The 15,339-nt window shown below is 59.7% G+C and carries 16 protein-coding genes; 8 read left to right on the top strand and 8 right to left on the bottom strand.

The genetic code is table 11. The annotated features are described in order from the left end of the window. Positions 1-8: 8 nt before the first annotated feature. The 3 genes from phaC to phbB form a co-directional block, all read right to left on the bottom strand. Positions 9-1,712, bottom strand: a complete 1,704-nt coding sequence (phaC, locus tag GCU53_RS23055; RefSeq protein ID WP_152389653.1) for a class I poly(R)-hydroxyalkanoic acid synthase — start codon at positions 1,710-1,712, stop codon at positions 9-11. 247 nt (positions 1,713-1,959) lie between these two features. Next, a complete protein-coding gene (locus GCU53_RS23060; protein ID WP_152389654.1) occupies positions 1,960-3,138 on the bottom strand; it encodes an acetyl-CoA C-acetyltransferase in 1,179 nt (392 codons plus the stop codon). A gap of 63 nt (positions 3,139-3,201) precedes the next feature. Beyond that, positions 3,202-3,945, bottom strand: coding sequence for an acetoacetyl-CoA reductase (gene phbB / locus GCU53_RS23065; protein ID WP_152389655.1), 744 nt, complete (start codon positions 3,943-3,945; stop codon positions 3,202-3,204). A gap of 478 nt (positions 3,946-4,423) precedes the next feature. On the opposite strand from phbB, the gene GCU53_RS23070 reads away from it, so the two are divergent. Beyond that, positions 4,424-5,494, top strand: coding sequence for an AraC family transcriptional regulator (locus GCU53_RS23070; protein ID WP_244306943.1), 1,071 nt, complete (start codon positions 4,424-4,426; stop codon positions 5,492-5,494). 343 nt (positions 5,495-5,837) lie between these two features. Further along, a complete protein-coding gene (locus tag GCU53_RS23075; protein WP_152389656.1) occupies positions 5,838-6,398 on the top strand; it encodes a phasin family protein in 561 nt (186 codons plus the stop codon). A gap of 61 nt (positions 6,399-6,459) precedes the next feature. On the opposite strand, the gene phaR is transcribed toward GCU53_RS23075, so the two are convergent. The 3 genes from phaR to GCU53_RS23090 form a co-directional block, all read right to left on the bottom strand. After that, entirely contained in the window at positions 6,460-6,984 is a 525-nt protein-coding gene (gene phaR, locus GCU53_RS23080; RefSeq protein WP_152389657.1) for a polyhydroxyalkanoate synthesis repressor PhaR, read from the bottom strand. A gap of 163 nt (positions 6,985-7,147) precedes the next feature. After that, a complete protein-coding gene (gene folE / locus GCU53_RS23085; protein WP_152389658.1) occupies positions 7,148-7,693 on the bottom strand; it encodes a GTP cyclohydrolase I FolE in 546 nt (181 codons plus the stop codon). 93 nt (positions 7,694-7,786) lie between these two features. Further along, positions 7,787-8,347 (bottom strand): Smr/MutS family protein, encoded by a 561-nt coding sequence (locus GCU53_RS23090; RefSeq protein WP_152389659.1) that lies wholly within the window; start codon positions 8,345-8,347, stop codon positions 7,787-7,789. Positions 8,348-8,603: 256 nt separating this feature from the next. Between GCU53_RS23090 and GCU53_RS25600 the strand changes: the two genes are divergently transcribed. Next, positions 8,604-8,840: a hypothetical protein gene (locus GCU53_RS25600; RefSeq protein ID WP_167520006.1), complete on the top strand. Its 237-nt coding sequence runs from the start codon at positions 8,604-8,606 to the stop codon at positions 8,838-8,840. Position 8,841: 1 nt separating this feature from the next. Here GCU53_RS25600 and GCU53_RS23100 read toward each other — a convergent pair whose 3' ends face one another. Continuing rightward, positions 8,842-9,435 carry a cysteine hydrolase family protein gene (locus GCU53_RS23100; protein ID WP_152389660.1) on the bottom strand — a complete coding sequence of 198 codons (594 nt, stop codon included), beginning with the start codon at positions 9,433-9,435 and terminating at the stop codon, positions 8,842-8,844. Between the two features lie 342 nt (positions 9,436-9,777). On the opposite strand from GCU53_RS23100, the gene prmB reads away from it, so the two are divergent. Then, a complete protein-coding gene (gene prmB, locus GCU53_RS23105) occupies positions 9,778-10,698 on the top strand; it encodes a 50S ribosomal protein L3 N(5)-glutamine methyltransferase (RefSeq protein ID WP_152389661.1) in 921 nt (306 codons plus the stop codon). Between the two features lie 21 nt (positions 10,699-10,719). On the opposite strand, the gene GCU53_RS23110 is transcribed toward prmB, so the two are convergent. Continuing rightward, the gene (locus tag GCU53_RS23110) at positions 10,720-11,673 is read right to left on the bottom strand and encodes an alpha/beta hydrolase (RefSeq protein WP_152389662.1); all 954 of its coding nucleotides are present in this window, start codon (positions 11,671-11,673) and stop codon (positions 10,720-10,722) included. A 112-nt stretch (positions 11,674-11,785) separates the two neighbouring features. Here GCU53_RS23110 and aroC point away from each other — a divergent pair, with 112 nt between their 5' ends. The 4 genes from aroC to GCU53_RS23130 all read left to right on the top strand — a co-directional run bounded on the left by aroC (position 11,786) and on the right by GCU53_RS23130 (position 15,339). Then, a complete protein-coding gene (aroC, locus tag GCU53_RS23115; protein ID WP_152389663.1) occupies positions 11,786-12,877 on the top strand; it encodes a chorismate synthase in 1,092 nt (363 codons plus the stop codon). A gap of 94 nt (positions 12,878-12,971) precedes the next feature. Next, a complete protein-coding gene (locus GCU53_RS23120) occupies positions 12,972-14,123 on the top strand; it encodes an MFS transporter (protein WP_152389664.1) in 1,152 nt (383 codons plus the stop codon). After that, complete coding sequence (locus tag GCU53_RS23125; protein WP_152389665.1) at positions 14,120-14,740, top strand: methylthioribulose 1-phosphate dehydratase; 621 nt, start codon at positions 14,120-14,122, stop codon at positions 14,738-14,740. The genes GCU53_RS23120 and GCU53_RS23125 overlap by 4 nt, the downstream gene beginning before the upstream one ends. A gap of 53 nt (positions 14,741-14,793) precedes the next feature. Then, the gene (locus tag GCU53_RS23130; RefSeq protein ID WP_152389666.1) at positions 14,794-15,339 is read left to right on the top strand and encodes a 1,2-dihydroxy-3-keto-5-methylthiopentene dioxygenase; all 546 of its coding nucleotides are present in this window, start codon (positions 14,794-14,796) and stop codon (positions 15,337-15,339) included.

The raw sequence follows: 15,339 nt of genomic DNA on the forward strand, positions 1-15,339 counted from the left end.
GGAATTGCTCAACCTCTCACATAACGACCCGGCGCTGCCTCTATAACCTGATACTCGCGATTGCCGCTCTGTTTCACTGCTGGACGTTGCTCGCCTGCGTGCTGGGCAAGCCAAGCGAACCAATCGTTCCACCAACTGCCGGGCTTTTTCTCGGCAGACTCCATCCAGGCATCCGGATCGGCTGGTGTCTGTTCATTGGTCCAGTAATGTCGTTTATTCTGGGCCGGCGGGTTGATGACTCCGGCAATATGGCCTGAAGCACCCAATACAAAACGAGTTTTTCCGGAAAATAGATTACTGGTGCTGTAGGCGCTGCGCCAAGGGACGATATGGTCGTCTTGAGTGCCAAGTAGGTAAGTAGGGGCCTTGATCTTGCTCAGATCCAGTCTCACGCCACAGCACTCCAACTCACCGGATTTGAGGTCGTTCTGCAGATAGGTATGTCGTAGATACCAGCAGTACATGGGGCCGGGAAGGTTTGTGCTGTCATTGTTCCAGAACAACATATCCAGCGTCCGTGGCTTTTGTCCCTTGAGATATTTGTCTACGGTGTAGTTCCACCACAATTCGTTTGGACGTAGCAGGGAAAACGTATTGCCCATGTCTTGGCCGCGGAACAGACCAACCGGACCTCCTTTGCCACCAATGGTGCGCTCTCGCTGAGTGACGAGATGCTCGTCGACGAAAACGTTGATGACCCCGGTGTCGGAGTAGTCGAGGAAGGTGGCCAGCAAGGTCAGGCTGCTGATGGCGTCCTTGTCACCCTGAGCTTCAAGTACAGCAAGAGCAGTGCTCAGTAGGGTTCCCCCTATGCAGAAGCCGACGCAATTGAGCTGCTGTCCTCCACTGATGGCTCGAGTGATCGTGATAGCTTTGAGTATGGCATCCTGAATGAAGTCGTCCCAAGTCTTACCGGCGCAGCTTGCATCGAAATTGCGCCAAGAAATCAAAAATACCTGATGGCCTTGTTCAAGGGCATAGCGAACCAGAGAATTCTCGGGACGCAGGTCGAGAATGTAGTACTTGTTGATCGAGGGAGGCACGATAAGCAGCGGGCGCTGGTACTGCTTTTCGCTGAGTGGCCGGTACTGGATGAGTTGGAATAGATCATTCTCGAATACAACGTCACCTGGGGTAGTCGCCACATCTCGTCCTACCTGGAAGTCGCCACTATCGCACTGTCGCAGCTTGCCTTCCTTTAAGTCACTTGCCAGATGCAGCATGCCGTTGAATAGGCTGACACCGTTGCTTTTTACCAAGGCCTCCAAGGCATCTGGGTTGCTGGCAAAGAAATTGCTTGGTGCACTGGCGGCAATAGCCTGCTCCACCAGATAGTAGAGACGTTGCCGGGGCTTCTCGTCGTTTATCTGAAGCTCTTCGAGAAGCTCCATCATATAGCGGGAATTGAGCAGATAATAGGCAGCCAATGAGCCAAACAGGGGAGAGCTCCAGTTGTCGCTGGCAAAACGCTTATCCGTAAAGCTGAACGGTTTTCTCGAAAGAAGCTGCAAGCCGAGTTGGTACCATTCATGCTGATAATCAACTTGCATCTGGCGTAGGCGTTCTGCCGGAATTTCGAACCACCTTGCATTGTCCGTATCGGCAAACCATGGTGAGGCGTTCACCCAAAGACGTAACTGCTGCAGGGCAAAATTGGCTACGAAGGGCGTCTGGGCAGACCAGAAACTTGCAAAGGAGGGGGCTTGATCCATGACGTTTATCCTGAAAAGCGTGCGAATTCACGGACTGGACAGGATCCTGGTCCGTTGCCAATGGCAGACTGGCATCCTGAAGAGGACGTTGACTGCTTCAGCCCAGTCGCTCGTTGCCATAACCATTTGCTTCTCGGAGCGAATCGTCAATTCAGGATGTCAGTTGGCAGCGCACGGATACGGATGACTCAGTGAGGTATTCATCCGTATCCATGCTACTAGTCGAACTGGTTTAAGTTGTCAGGACTCAACGCTCCACTGCGAGGGCTACACCCTGTCCGCCACCGATACAGAGGGTTGCCAAGCCTTTCTTGACATCGCGCCTAATCATTTCATGCACCAAGCTGACCAGAATGCGGCAGCCGGAAGCTCCTATCGGGTGGCCGATAGCAATGGCACCACCATTCACATTGACTTTGCCGGCATCCCAACCCAGTTCTTTGCCCACGCTCAGGGATTGAGCTGCGAAGGCTTCATTCGCTTCGATCAGATCCAGCTCATCCAAGCTCCAACCTGCTTTTTCCAAGCAGCGACGAGTAGCTGAAACCGGACCGATGCCCATGATGGCAGGGTCGACAGCTGCACTGGCATAGGCCTTGATACGAGCCAGAACCGGCAAGCCGAGCGCTTGGGCTTTTTCGGCGCTCATCAACAGCACGGCGGCAGCTCCGTCGTTGATACTGGAGGCGTTACCTGCAGTGACGGTTCCGTCTTTCTTGAAGGCCGGCTTGAGTTTGCTCAGGGCTTCGAGGGTGGTTTCGGCACGCGGCTGTTCGTCGGTGTCGAAAACGATCGGGTCTCCCTTGCGTTGGGGAATTGATATCGGGGTGATCTGGCTCCGGAAGTGGCCGGCCTCGATGGCTGCTACTGCCTTCTGCTGAGAGGCGGCGGCGAACGCATCCTGTTCTTCCCGGGAAATGCCGAATTTTTCGACGAGATTCTCCGCAGTGATACCCATGTGGTAGTTATTGAAGGCATCCCACAGACCGTCCTGGACCATGCTGTCGACCAGGTTGGCATGTCCCATGCGCAAGCCGGTGCGGGCCCCCGGAAGAACATAGGGAGAAAGGCTCATGTTCTCCTGGCCACCTGCGATGATCACGTCAGCATCGCCACAGCGAATGGCTTGAGTAGCCAAGTGCAGGGCCTTGAGGCCGGAACCGCAGACCTTGTTCAGCGTCATGGCAGGAACGGTATGAGGCAAACCTGCCTTGATCACGGCTTGGCGGGCCGGATTCTGACCTACGCCAGCAGTGAGTACCTGACCCAGGATGACCTCATCGACTTGGCTGCCATCCAGCTTGGTCTGTTCGAGCAGACGACGAATTACAGCGGCGCCCAGTTCTGCAGCAGGAATGTTCGCCAAGGACCCTTGGAAGCTGCCTACTGCAGTTCGGGTTGCAGCGACGATTACAACCTCTTTCATGAAGAAACTACCTCAAATGAATAGGGGGGCTGATCGGAAAGCCTAGCAGCTTCCCGAATGACGTCATTGCATGTTCAGACCGCCGTTGATGGAGAAGTCGGCACCGGTGGCATAGGCCGCTTCTTCGGAGGCTAGCCAGGCAACCATGCTGGCGATTTCCTCGGGCTGGCCGAGACGGCCGACCGGGATGCCGGCAGCGATCTGCTCAAGAACTTCCGGTCGCATGGCGCCGGTCATTTCGGTGAGGATGTAGCCGGGGGAGATGGTGTTGACGGTTACGCCCTTGTTGGCCACTTCGCGAGCCAGGGCCATGGTGAAGCCATGAATGCCGGCTTTGGCCGCCGAGTAGTTTGTCTGACCGAACTGACCGCGTTGGCCGTTGATCGACGAAATGTTGATGATGCGCCCCCAGCCCTTGCCGAGCATGTCTTCGACGACTTGCTTGGTGGTATTGAACATGCCGTTGAGGTTGGTGTTGATCACGGCATGCCAGTTTTCCGGGGTGAGCTTGCGAAAGCTGGCATCACGGGTAATGCCGGCGTTGTTGACCAGGACATCGATGCTCCCGATGCGTTCGCGCAGCTCGGCAAAGGCGCGCTGGGTGCTTTCCCAATCGGTTACATCATGCTCGCAGACCTCAAAGCTGAAGCCGCTATCGCGCTGGGCGGCGAGCCATCCATCCTTGCGCTTGGACTGTGGGGTACATCCGACGACCACGGTGAAGTTTTCCTTGTAGAGGCGCCGGCTGATTGCAGTTCCGATTCCGCCCATGCCGCCCGTGACGAATGCAATTCGTTGATTGCTCATAGATTTCCCTTCCTTATTGTCGGAGACCCTGGCAGTTCACGACTGTAAGAAGCAGCACGTAAGCTGCGCAGCGTCGGTCGTGTTGTGACTCGCAGGGACAGATTCTCAAGGTGTCTGCGGCTTTGGGCTAGTGCCCGTTGGTGACATCGTACTGGCTATCGGTGACATCCTCCGGAGGATTTCCCCGGTGACTTTTTGTCTGCGATATGACAAATCTTGTATTGCCGGTGTGAGAATGGGGAGGCGATGGAGGGCTGATATGCAGCTGGTGCGATCATGGATGACAGGCTGGATAGGGGCGGAGGTGAGTGATGAACGGTCACCCTGTCGTCGGATGCATGTGTTTTGATGAGGACGTTTCTCAGGCATGTGATGCATGAGGTGTGGCTCCCGGCTCGCTTCACGGGAGCGAAATCTGCTACGGGAACTAGAATGCTTGAGGCATTGGTTTCCCCACATGCGTTTGGTTTCTTGGCCCATGGAAGAGAGCGTGAAAAGGGATATGTTTACAGTCAGTGTGAGTTATGCACGACTCGTCGAGGAGACGCTTAGGGCAGAGGGTTTGGAAATTGAAAATCTACTTAATGAGCTGGATTTAAGCCCTGAAATTTTCAATGACATGGGCGGGTGTCGGGTCAAGGATCTTTCGAGAGTCCTGAGCCGGGCTGTGGTGCAGAGCGGCAACCCGGATATAGGCCTCAAGGCCTATGAGCTGGTCAAGCCCGGGATTTACGATGTCATGGGCTATGTGATGATGTCGAGTCCCGATCTGAAGTGTGCCCTGCAGCATTTTGTCCGTTACTGCTCGTTGATCGACAATGGCGTCGATTTTTCCCTTCGTCAGGAGGGTAGTGCCTATCGACTGTGTGGCGATCGCCATGGTGGTAGCAAAGGTATACCGCGCCAGTTCTATGATATCGGCACAGCCACCTTGATCGCTTATCTCCGCTGGTTATGCGGAAATGCACGGTTCGCGCCGTTGTGTATCGAATACATACATCCAGAGCCGGTTGATACGAAAGAATATCATCGTATTTTGCGGTGCCCCATTCAATTCAATTCTTCCCGGTACTCCATCCTGTTCGATGCAGCCCAGCTGGATTTTCCCCTGAGCACGGCAGATGCAGCCTTGGCCAGTATGCATGAACGTTTCGCCGAGCAGCGCCTGCATGAGCAGAACTCACAGCTGAGTACTTGGCGCGTCCAGCAGCTGATCATGGAGCGGCTGAGCAACGGCGAGCCGACCATCGAGGAGATAGCTGGAGCGCTTTGTGTCAGCAAGCGTACTCTTCAACGCTGTTTGAAGAAGGAGGGCACGCAGTACAAGGACCTTTTGAACGAGACTCGGCGCGAGCAGGCCCACCTGTACCTGCGGCATTCGCATTTCAGCCTGCAGGAGGTTGCCTATCGTCTGGGGTTCCATGAGCAGAGCAGCTTCTTCCGTGCATGTTCGCGTTGGTTCGGCATGACTCCAGGCCAGTACCGGGCTCATAGGAGCTTTCTCCGAGCAGATACTCCAAAAGGCCATGCTGTTGCTGCATACGGATAGCTGATTTGGGGGGTAAAGCACCAAGCCTGTAAGCCCGGGGGGGCAGTCGCGCTGTGCAGGGTTGTTATTGTGCGATGCAAAAAAATAAGCTTTGGCAGAGCTGCTCTCATGATGTTTAGCGCACCGTGGCAAGGGGGCTCTAATGGGCTTTAGAGTTAATCTAGCACAGAAAGCCTGGCCTTCCAGGCAGCTCAACCAAGAGCTGCAAGATTTTTTTGCGATGCAAAAAATGCTTGCAGAAATTGTTTTGCGGCGCAACAATGGCTCTGCCCGTTGAGTCCAAGAAGTTATCAGCAGCGGCGCGCCAGGCCGGTCCGGCCGTCACTATGCAGGAGATACCGTCATGTCATTTTTTGATCTGGAAAAAATGGAAAGTGCTTCTAAATCCAATCTGGATGCCGTACAGCAACTGAGCAGCAAGATCTTCGAGAGTGCCGAAGAACTTTCCCGGCTGCAGTTCAAGACCATACGAGCTGCGGCTGATGACAATTTTGAAAGCCTGCGCAAGATGATGTCGGTCCGTGATCCGCAGGCTTTCTTGGAACTGCAAGCCTCCTTCTTCAAGCCAAACGAGCAGGCTGAGCGTCTCGTGGATTTCAGCCGTCAAACCTACGATCTCATTTCCCGTTTCCAAGCAGAGGTCACCAGGTTGACCGAGCGCCAGATTGAGATCGGTACCCAGCAGGCTCAGGAAATCGTTGAAGAGATCTGCAAGAATGCCCCGGCCAGCGCCGAGCCGGTCGTATCCGTATTCAAGTCTGCCGTCGAAGGGGCCGGCAACGTCTACGAAAGCGCGCAGAGAGCAGCTAAGCAAGCATCCGAAATCACTGCGAGTGGCATCGAGGCGGCTGCCAACGCTGCAGGTCAGGCGACTGCCCAAGCCTCCGGCAAGAAGACTGCCTGACGGCAATTGGTGACCGCTGCACCACAGTTTCTACCTTCCTTGAGTCCTTCGGCGGTGAAAGTCAGTCCTGGCCTTCATCGCCATCTTTTTTTCCACCCGACTTGCCGGCAAAACCGGAGAAAATACCGAACATGTTCTGAGTGTTCAGGTAGAGCTTCTTGGATTGCTCGACATACTGGCGCATCAGGTCCTGCATCATTGGTGCCTGACTCTGCATGAAGTCTGTCCAGGCTTGAGTTGACTGCACTCCGGCCTGAGTCTGTACGTCTATAACGCTTTGAATGCTTTTTTCCAGATAACTGGTGAGTACTCCCTGGAAGGGGCCATAGAAACGAATGATCCCTTTGAGCATTTCGCTCGAGAAAATAGGTTCGCCGTCACTTTCAGCTTCCTGGATGATTTGTAAGAGGATATTGCGGGTAAGGTCCTCTCCGGTTTTCGCATCGACGACCTGGAAGGGCTCTTCGGTGAGCACTAACTGGCGAATATCGGCAAGCGTGATATGACTGCTGGTGCGGGTGTCATACAAACGGCGGTTTGGGTACTTCTTGATCAGACGAACATCGTTCCGGCCATTGGCTGACATGCGTATATCTCGTTGTGTAACGGGGCCCATATGGTAGCCCAAACTGCGGCTGTCTGGCCGGCCGCGGACGAGGATGGCGCCTGAGGGGCGGCAAACTGTGCTTGGGCACCTTCCCATCAAGAGTACGCCCCGGCCGCTGCCGGACCAGGGCATACTCGCTGTTTCACTTGATCAAACTGAGAAATTCGCTGCGCGTGGCCGCATTGCTGCGGAAGTGACCAAGCATGACCGAAGTGACCATGGTGGAGTTTTGCTTTTCCACTCCACGCATCATCATGCACATGTGTTGCGCCTCGATCACCACCCCGACGCCCGAGGCTTCCGTAACCTGCTCCACCGCTTCGGCGATCTGGCGAGTGAGATTCTCCTGGATCTGCAGGCGTCGTGCATACATGTCCACGATTCGGGCGACCTTGGACAAGCCTAGAACCTTGCCGTTGGGAAGATAGGCCACGTGCGCCTTGCCGATGAACGGCAGCATGTGGTGCTCGCAGAGCGAATACAGCTCGATATTCTTGACCATCACCATTTCGCTGTTGTCCGAGCTGAACAGGGCGCCGTTGACAACCTCCTCGAGAGTCTGTTGATAGCCGCGGCAGAGGTACTGCATGGCCTTGGCCGCGCGCTTGGGCGTGTCGATCAGGCCTTCACGGGAAACGTCCTCGCCGAGGTGGGCGAGAATCGCGGTGTACTGCTGTTCCAGGGACATGGATATTCCTGCGAGAGCTTCTTTGATGTAATACACGGGCATGCAGGTTAGGGGGGGGCGACGAGGCTTGCAAGCACGTTGGCGGGAATCCAGCTATTCGTCGCGTCCCTCAAGCATGGTGCGTTTGAGCAGGACGTAGACGGCACCAGTGCCTCCATGGCGGGGCAGGCAGGAGGTGAAACCGAGTACCTGCGGATGCTGGCGCAGCCAGGTATTGACATGACTCTTGACCATGGGCCGCTTGCCATCCAGGCGAGCAGCCTTGCCATGGGTGACACGTACGCAGCGCACTTCCAACTTGAGGGCTTCGGCAAGAAAGCTCCAGAGGGTTTCGCGGGCTTTCTCCACGGTCATGCCATGCAGATCCAGGCTGCCCTCGAAGGCGATCTGTCCGGCCCGGAGCTTGCGCATTTGACCCTCCTGCACGCCATCACGTGCCCAATGGAGATCGTCTTCGGCAGCCACATCGATAACGAACTGGTCGGACAGGCCGTCGACCTTCTGAGCCTCGACCTGTTTCATGGCTGCCTGGCGGCGGTTGGCAATCTGCCGATAGTCGCGCTGTCGAACGCCGGTATCGGCACGATTATCCTGGCGCAATGGTTTGACTCCGTGAACGGCAGATTGGAACAGGGCAAAATCATCATCGGACATGGGCTGGCCTCCGCGAGGGGGGCTTCTAGTGTAACCAATGGATGCCCTCTGCCGTCATTTGTGCTTTTTCCGATGGAAAGTGGCAGAGCCGGGATGCCGTGCGGCACGCAACCCACGCCGGCAGATGCGCCAGGCGCGGATGCCCGTCCACAGCAACAGGAGTCCGAGGATCAGGAGAAGTGCGGCGGAGGCGAAGGGGAGGCCGGGGGCATCGATATCTGGGCCGGGAGAAGGAGCCCGGCCAAGCAGGGAGGCGATGCCAGCCATTGCGAACAATATGCCTAAGGACGTGGCCAGTGCTGCAAGCGCCGCCCCGAAATGCCAGCGGCTGATCCGCAGCCTGCTGGCGCTTGGCTTGGAGGGGTTGGATTCGTCAGGCGACTTCATTGAGATTCCTCCCATTGAGGTCTTGGCCCAGGTCCGGCTCGGCAACCGGCAGTGCAGTCTGTCGCCGAGCATCGAATATCTTTTAGCAGCGCTGCGTTCTGGCTGAGCTAGAGCAACGCCTTTGCATCGGGTACTACAGCCGCGAAGTTGTCGGCGAGGCTGGCGATCTCGATGCGGTGGACCTGCTCCGCACTGATGGTGCCATTCGGGCTCGGCAGGTCGCGGGTAGCACAGGCGCGGTCCACCAGGGTACAGCGATATCCATAATCCTTGGTTGCACGCACGGTGCTGCTGACGCTGGAATGGGTCATGAAGCCACAGACGATCAGGTCCAGACGGCCGATCGCCTGCAACTGGTCATGCAGGTTGGTGCCGGAGAAGGCGTTCGGCAGGCGCTTCTCCACGACGATTTCTCCCGGCAGCGGCGCGACTTCCGGAATGAGCTGGCCACGCGTACCCTGCGGATCGAGAAAGCCCCCGGGAATGCCGAGGTGTTTCACATGCACCACCGGAGTGCCCGCGGCACGAGCGGCAGCCAGCAGGCTGGCGATTTCCGCAATCGCAGACTCGAGCCCGGGCAGGCGCAGGATGCCACTGCGATACTCCTCCTGCGCATCGATGACGAGCAGGGTGGCATTCTTTAAGTGGGTCGGTGCAAAGCTGCGGCCTGTGATCTGCATCACGGTTTGTGGTTGGGGCATGGTGGCTCCTCCATGGAAAAACGGCGCAGATTGTCTCCTTCCTGCCCGCAGAAGTGAACAAATATCACCTTTAAGTTTATGAAGCGGAGTGATCGCGGGGCTTGGGGATGTCGATCGGGCCGGCAATGGCAGAGGCTGCAAGCTGGTTGCTCTTCGCCATGGATGCGTTCATCGCGGTACCTCATGCGCTTTGCAACCAGCCTGATAGGTTTCATTGCATGCCGGTCTTCTGACCCGGAAGTAACCTGCCAGGCGTTCGAATTGCCATACAGGCATGGTCTGTTTCCGGCATGAGATCCTTGCTGCCTGTTAAAATGCCCGCTTTTTGGTCTGGAGATCCCCATGGCAGCCATTCCGACCCGCCTGCGCACCCTGCGCGATTACATTCGCTGGGCGGTCAGCCGTTTTCATGCCGAGGGCCTGTACTTTGGTCACGGTACCGACAACGCCTGGGACGAGGCACGCCAACTGGTGCTCGGTGCCTTGCACCTGCCTTGGGAGATGGCCGACGGCTATCTGGACTGTCGTCTCGAAGAGGACGAATGCATGCATCTGGGGGCTCTACTCCAGCGCCGCATCGAGGAACGTATCCCGGCCGCCTATCTGCTCGGCGAGGCCTGGTTCTGCGGGTTGCCCTTTCTGGTCGACGAGCGGGTGCTGGTGCCGCGCTCGCCCATTGCCGAGCTGATTGGCCAACGCTTCGCTCCCTGGCTGCTACACGAGCCGATGCGGATTCTCGACCTCTGTACCGGCTCCGGCTGCATTGGCATCGCCTGTGCCTATGAGTTTCCCGAGGCCGAAGTGGTGCTGGCCGATCTGTCTTTCGACGCGCTCGAGGTGGCCAACCGGAACATCGAGCGCCATGGCCTGGACGAGCGCGTCTATACCGTGCAGGGCGATGGTTTCGTAGGACTGCCAGGGCAGCGCTTCGACTTGATCGTCTCCAATCCGCCCTATGTGGACGCCGAGGATTTTGCCGACATGCCGGAGGAGTACCACCATGAGCCGGCCATGGGGCTGGCCTGCGGCGAAGACGGCCTGGACCTGGTTCGGCGCATGCTGGCGGAGGCGGCCGACCATCTGACCGAGCGGGGCGTGCTGGTCGTCGAAGTGGGGAACAGCCAGGTGCATGTGGAGGCGCTCTATCCAGAGGTGGATTTTACCTGGCTGGAGTTCACTCGGGGCGGACATGGCGTCTTTCTGCTGAGCGCCGCCCAGTGCCGCGAGTATCAGGATCTGTTCCGCTCACGGCTTCGGGCCTGACCCCCTTTTGTCCGAACAGGTTTATCGAGGCGGCTCGTTCCGCAGGATGAAGTCGCCGACCGCCTGCTCCAGGGTGCGGGCCAGTGGCAGTTCCGGATTGTCGTAGGAGGGCAGCTGAAGCTGTACGTCCGCCGGGACGATGCGCAACACGTGATTCATGCCGTCGATCGCCAGCAGTTCGGCGTCGGGCTTGGCGGCCTTCAGGGCTTCGGCGTCCTGCATGCCGACCTGGATATCGTGGCGCCCCTGGACGATCAGTGCCGGAATGCGCAGCCGAGCAAAGGCTGCGGCTGGATCCTGGCGAAACAGCGAGATCAGGTAGGGTTGCACGCTCGGGCGAAACAGCACCTCGAGCGGCTCGGGAATCCGCTCGTGGGTGCGTCCCGCCTTGAGCTCCTCGATCAGCGCCGCGCTGAAGGCCAGCAGGGGGGGCGGCAGGCGTGTGCTGAGTTGCTCCAGCAGTACCTGATCGATCGGGCGGCCGCTGCCAGCAATGGAGACCAAGGCGTCGGCACCGGCCTGTTCGGCGGCCAGGCTGGCGATCAGTGCGCCCTCGCTGTGACCGATCAGCACCAGCCGAGAAAAGCGCGGGTCGGCGCCCAGCTTCTGCCCCCAGGCGGCAGCATCGGCAACGTAGCCTTCCACGCTCAGCATCCGCTCGTCCGGTGCGGCGGCCAGGCTGGCGGCGACGCCGCGCTTGTCGTAGCGCACGCTGGCGATGCCGCGTCTGGCCAGGGCCTCGGCCAGGCGCTTGAGACTGTCGTTGCGGCCGGCCGGATTGTTGCCATTGCGATCGGTGGGGCCGGAGCCGGCGATCAGCAGGGCCACGGGTACAGAATTGTCGCTTTGCGGCAGCAGCAGCGATCCGTACAGCACTCCACTCGAAGTCGCCAGCTCGATGGGCTGGTGCAGGATGGTCCAGGCATGGGCGGAGCCCGTCACCAGGAGCAGAAGCAGCAGAAGTATTCGCAACATCGTGGACAGCCATGGCGGCGCGCCGGCTGGCGCGGGGCGGAGGATGAACTGGCAGGGTCCCCTAGGTATACTCGCACACCTTCGATCTGGCTGATTGTTCGCGGAGCCCTGCATGTCCGGCAATACCTACGGCAAGCTGTTCACTGTCACCACGGCTGGCGAGAGCCACGGCCCGGCTCTGGTCGCTATCGTCGACGGCTGTCCGTCCGGGCTGGAATTGTCGGCCGCCGACCTGCAGCGCGACCTCGACCGGCGCAAGCCGGGCACCAGTCGCCACACGACCCAGCGTCAGGAAGACGATGCAGTGGAGATCCTCTCTGGGGTGTTCGAGGGCAGGACCACCGGCTGTCCGATCGGTCTGTTGATCCGCAACACGGATCAGAAATCCAAGGACTATTCGGCGATCAAGGACCTCTTCCGTCCGGCCCATGCCGACTACACCTACCACCACAAGTACGGCATCCGCGACTATCGCGGCGGCGGTCGCAGCTCGGCGCGCGAGACCGCCATGCGCGTGGCGGCCGGAGCCATCGCCAAGAAGTATCTGGCGACCCAGGGCGTGGTCGTGCGCGGCTACATGAGCCAGCTCGGTCCGATCGAGATCCCCTTCAGGAGCTGGGCGTCGGTGGAGCAGAATGCTTTCTTCAGCGCCGATCCGGACAAGGTGTCCGAACTGGAGGCCTACATGGACCAGCTGCGTCGCGACCAGGATTCGGTCGGAGCCAGGATCACCGTGATCGCCGAAGGCGTGCCGCCGGGGCTCGGCGAGCCGATCTTCGACCGCTTGGATGCCGAGCTGGCCCACGCGCTGATGAGTATCAATGCGGTCAAGGGTGTGGAGATCGGCGCCGGCTTCGCCAGCATTGCCCAGCGCGGCACCGAGCACCGCGACGAGCTGACCCCGGATGGCTTCCTCTCCAACAATGCCGGCGGCATTCTTGGCGGGATCTCCTCGGGACAGCCGATCGTCGCCCATCTGGCTCTCAAGCCGACCTCCAGCATCACCACTCCGGGCCGCTCCATCGATATTCACGGCAATCCGGTCGAGGTGATCACCAAGGGACGTCACGATCCCTGTGTCGGCATCCGTGCCACACCGATCGCCGAAGCCATGATGGCTCTGGTACTGATGGATCACCTGCTGCGCCACCGGGCACAGAATGCCGGTGTGCAGGTGAGCACTCCGGTGCTGTCGCAACTGTGAGCCGGAGCGCAGGCCGGTCGAGACACCACGATTCCCGACAGCCGGCGCGCTGGCTGTCGTCCGGAACCTCGACCCGGCTCGCGTCCTACTAGTCATGTTGCCCGCCTTGCCCTACTGGCGCCTTTCCGGTTTCTATTTCTTCTATTTCGCCCTGCTCGGTGCGACGGCGCCGTTCTTCTCGCTTTATTTCGACCATCTGGGTTTTTCGGCCGCCCGCATTGGCGAATTGCTGGCCATCCCCATGCTGATGCGCTGTCTGGCGCCGAATCTGTGGGGCTGGCTGGGCGACATGAGCGGTCGGCGGCTGGCCATCGTGCGGCTCGGTGCGGTCTGCACCCTGGGCTCCTTCGCGCTGATCTTCGTCGGCCAGAGCTATGCCTGGCTGGTGCTGGTGATGGCTCTGCACGCCTTCTTCTGGCATGCCGTGCTGCCGCAGTTCGAGGTGATTACCCTGGCTCACCTGCGCGAGCAGTCGGCGCGCTACAGCCAGTTGCGCCTGTGGGGCAGCATCGGCTTCATCGCCGCGGTGGTCGGGCTCGGCCAACTGTTCGAGCGGCTCGGTCTGGGCGTCTTCCCCTGGGTGATCGTGCTGATCATGGGGGGAATCGTCCTCGGCAGCTTCTGGGTGCCCAATGCCCAGCCGGAGCCACGGGCCGGCCTGGAGGTGCAGGGCGGCTTCCTGGCCCAGTTGCGTCGTCCCGGAGTGCTGGCCTTCTATGCCGGTGTGGCGCTGATGCAGCTGAGCCATGGTCCCTATTACACCTTCCTCAGTATCCATCTGGAGGCCCTGGGCTACGGTCGCGGGCTGATCGGCCTGCTCTGGGCCCTCGGCGTGCTGGCGGAGATCCTGCTATTCCTGGCGATGGCCGGGCTGCTGCGGCGTTTCTCCCTGCGCCAGCTGCTCATGGCCAGTTTCCTGCTGGCCGCACTGCGCTGGCTGCTGCTGGGCAATCTGGCCGACCATCTACTCGTCTTGCTGCTGGCGCAGGTGATGCACGCGGCGACCTTCGGCTGCTTCCATGCCTCGGCCATCCACTTCGTGCAGCGCAGTTTCGGCGTCCGCCAGCAGGGACAGGGTCAGGCCCTGTATGCGACCCTGTCCGGCGTCGGCGGTGCCCTGGGGGCGCTGTATTCCGGCTACAGCTGGACGAGCCTCGGCCCGGCCTGGACCTTCGCCCTGGCCAGTCTGGCGGCGCTGGCCGCCGCCATCATCATCGCCACCTGTTTAAGAGAGGAGAGGCCATGAGCCTGACCCGTGCACAACTTGCCCAGCAGATCATCGAGGCTGGACGCTTCCTGTACGGCCGCGGCTGGTCGCCGGCGACCAGCAGCAACTACTCGGTGCGGCTGTCGCCCCGCGAGGCGCTGCTCACCGTTTCCGGCAGGCACAAGGGCCAGCTCGGCGAGGACGATGTGCTGGCCACCGACATGGCCGGCAACAGCCTCGAGCCGGGCAAGAAACCTTCGGCCGAAACCCTGCTGCACACCCAGCTGTATAACTGGAAGGCAGAGATCGGTGCGGTGCTGCACACCCATTCGGTGAACGCCACCGTGCTCTCCCGGCTGACCCTGAGCGACTCCCTGGTGTTCGCCGACTACGAGCTGCAGAAGGCCTTCGCCGGCATCACCACCCATGAGTGCCAGGTCTGCGTGCCGATCTTCGACAACGACCAGGACATCGCCCGCCTGGCCAGCCGGGTACAGCCCTGGCTGGACGAGCATTCCGACTGTGTCGGCTACCTGATCCGCGGCCATGGTCTCTATACCTGGGGCGCCACCATGAGCGACGCGCTGCGCCAGGTGGAGGCCTTCGAGTTTCTCTTCGACTGCGAACTGCAAATGCGCGCCCTGCAGGGCCGCTGAGCCGAAAGGCCGCCGAGGCGACCCGCGGCCCCTACGAACAAGGAGATCTGCCCATGAGTTCCCTGAGCGTCTATCGCGACGACCATCCCGCCCAGCCCTACAAGATCCTCAATCATGGCGAGGACATCGCCGCCACCCTGGCCAGGATCGGCGTGCGCTTCGAGCGCTGGCAGGCCGAGGCGCCGATCGCTCCCGGCGCCAGCCAGGAGGAGGTGCTCGCGGCCTACCGTATGCAGATCGAACGGCTGAAGGCCGAGGGCGGCTACGTCGCCGTCGACGTCGTCAGCCTGAACGACAGGCATCCGCAGAAGGACCAGCTGCGCGCCAAGTTTCTCGACGAGCACACCCATGGCGAAGACGAGGTGCGTTTCTTCGTCGCCGGGCGCGGGCTGTTCTCGCTGCATGTCGACAACGAGGTATATGCCGTGCTCTGCGAGCGCAACGACCTGATTTCGGTGCCTGCCGGCACGCGCCACTGGTTCGACATGGGCGAGCATCCGCATTTCGTCTGCATCCGGCTGTTCAACAACCCGGAAGGCTGGGTCGCCCAGTTCACCGGCGATTCCATCTCCCACCGTTTTCCCGAGCTGGAAGACTGA

This window comes from Azotobacter salinestris (genome assembly GCF_009363155.1).
GTDB classification, from domain to species: Bacteria; Pseudomonadota; Gammaproteobacteria; order Pseudomonadales; family Pseudomonadaceae; genus Azotobacter; species Azotobacter salinestris.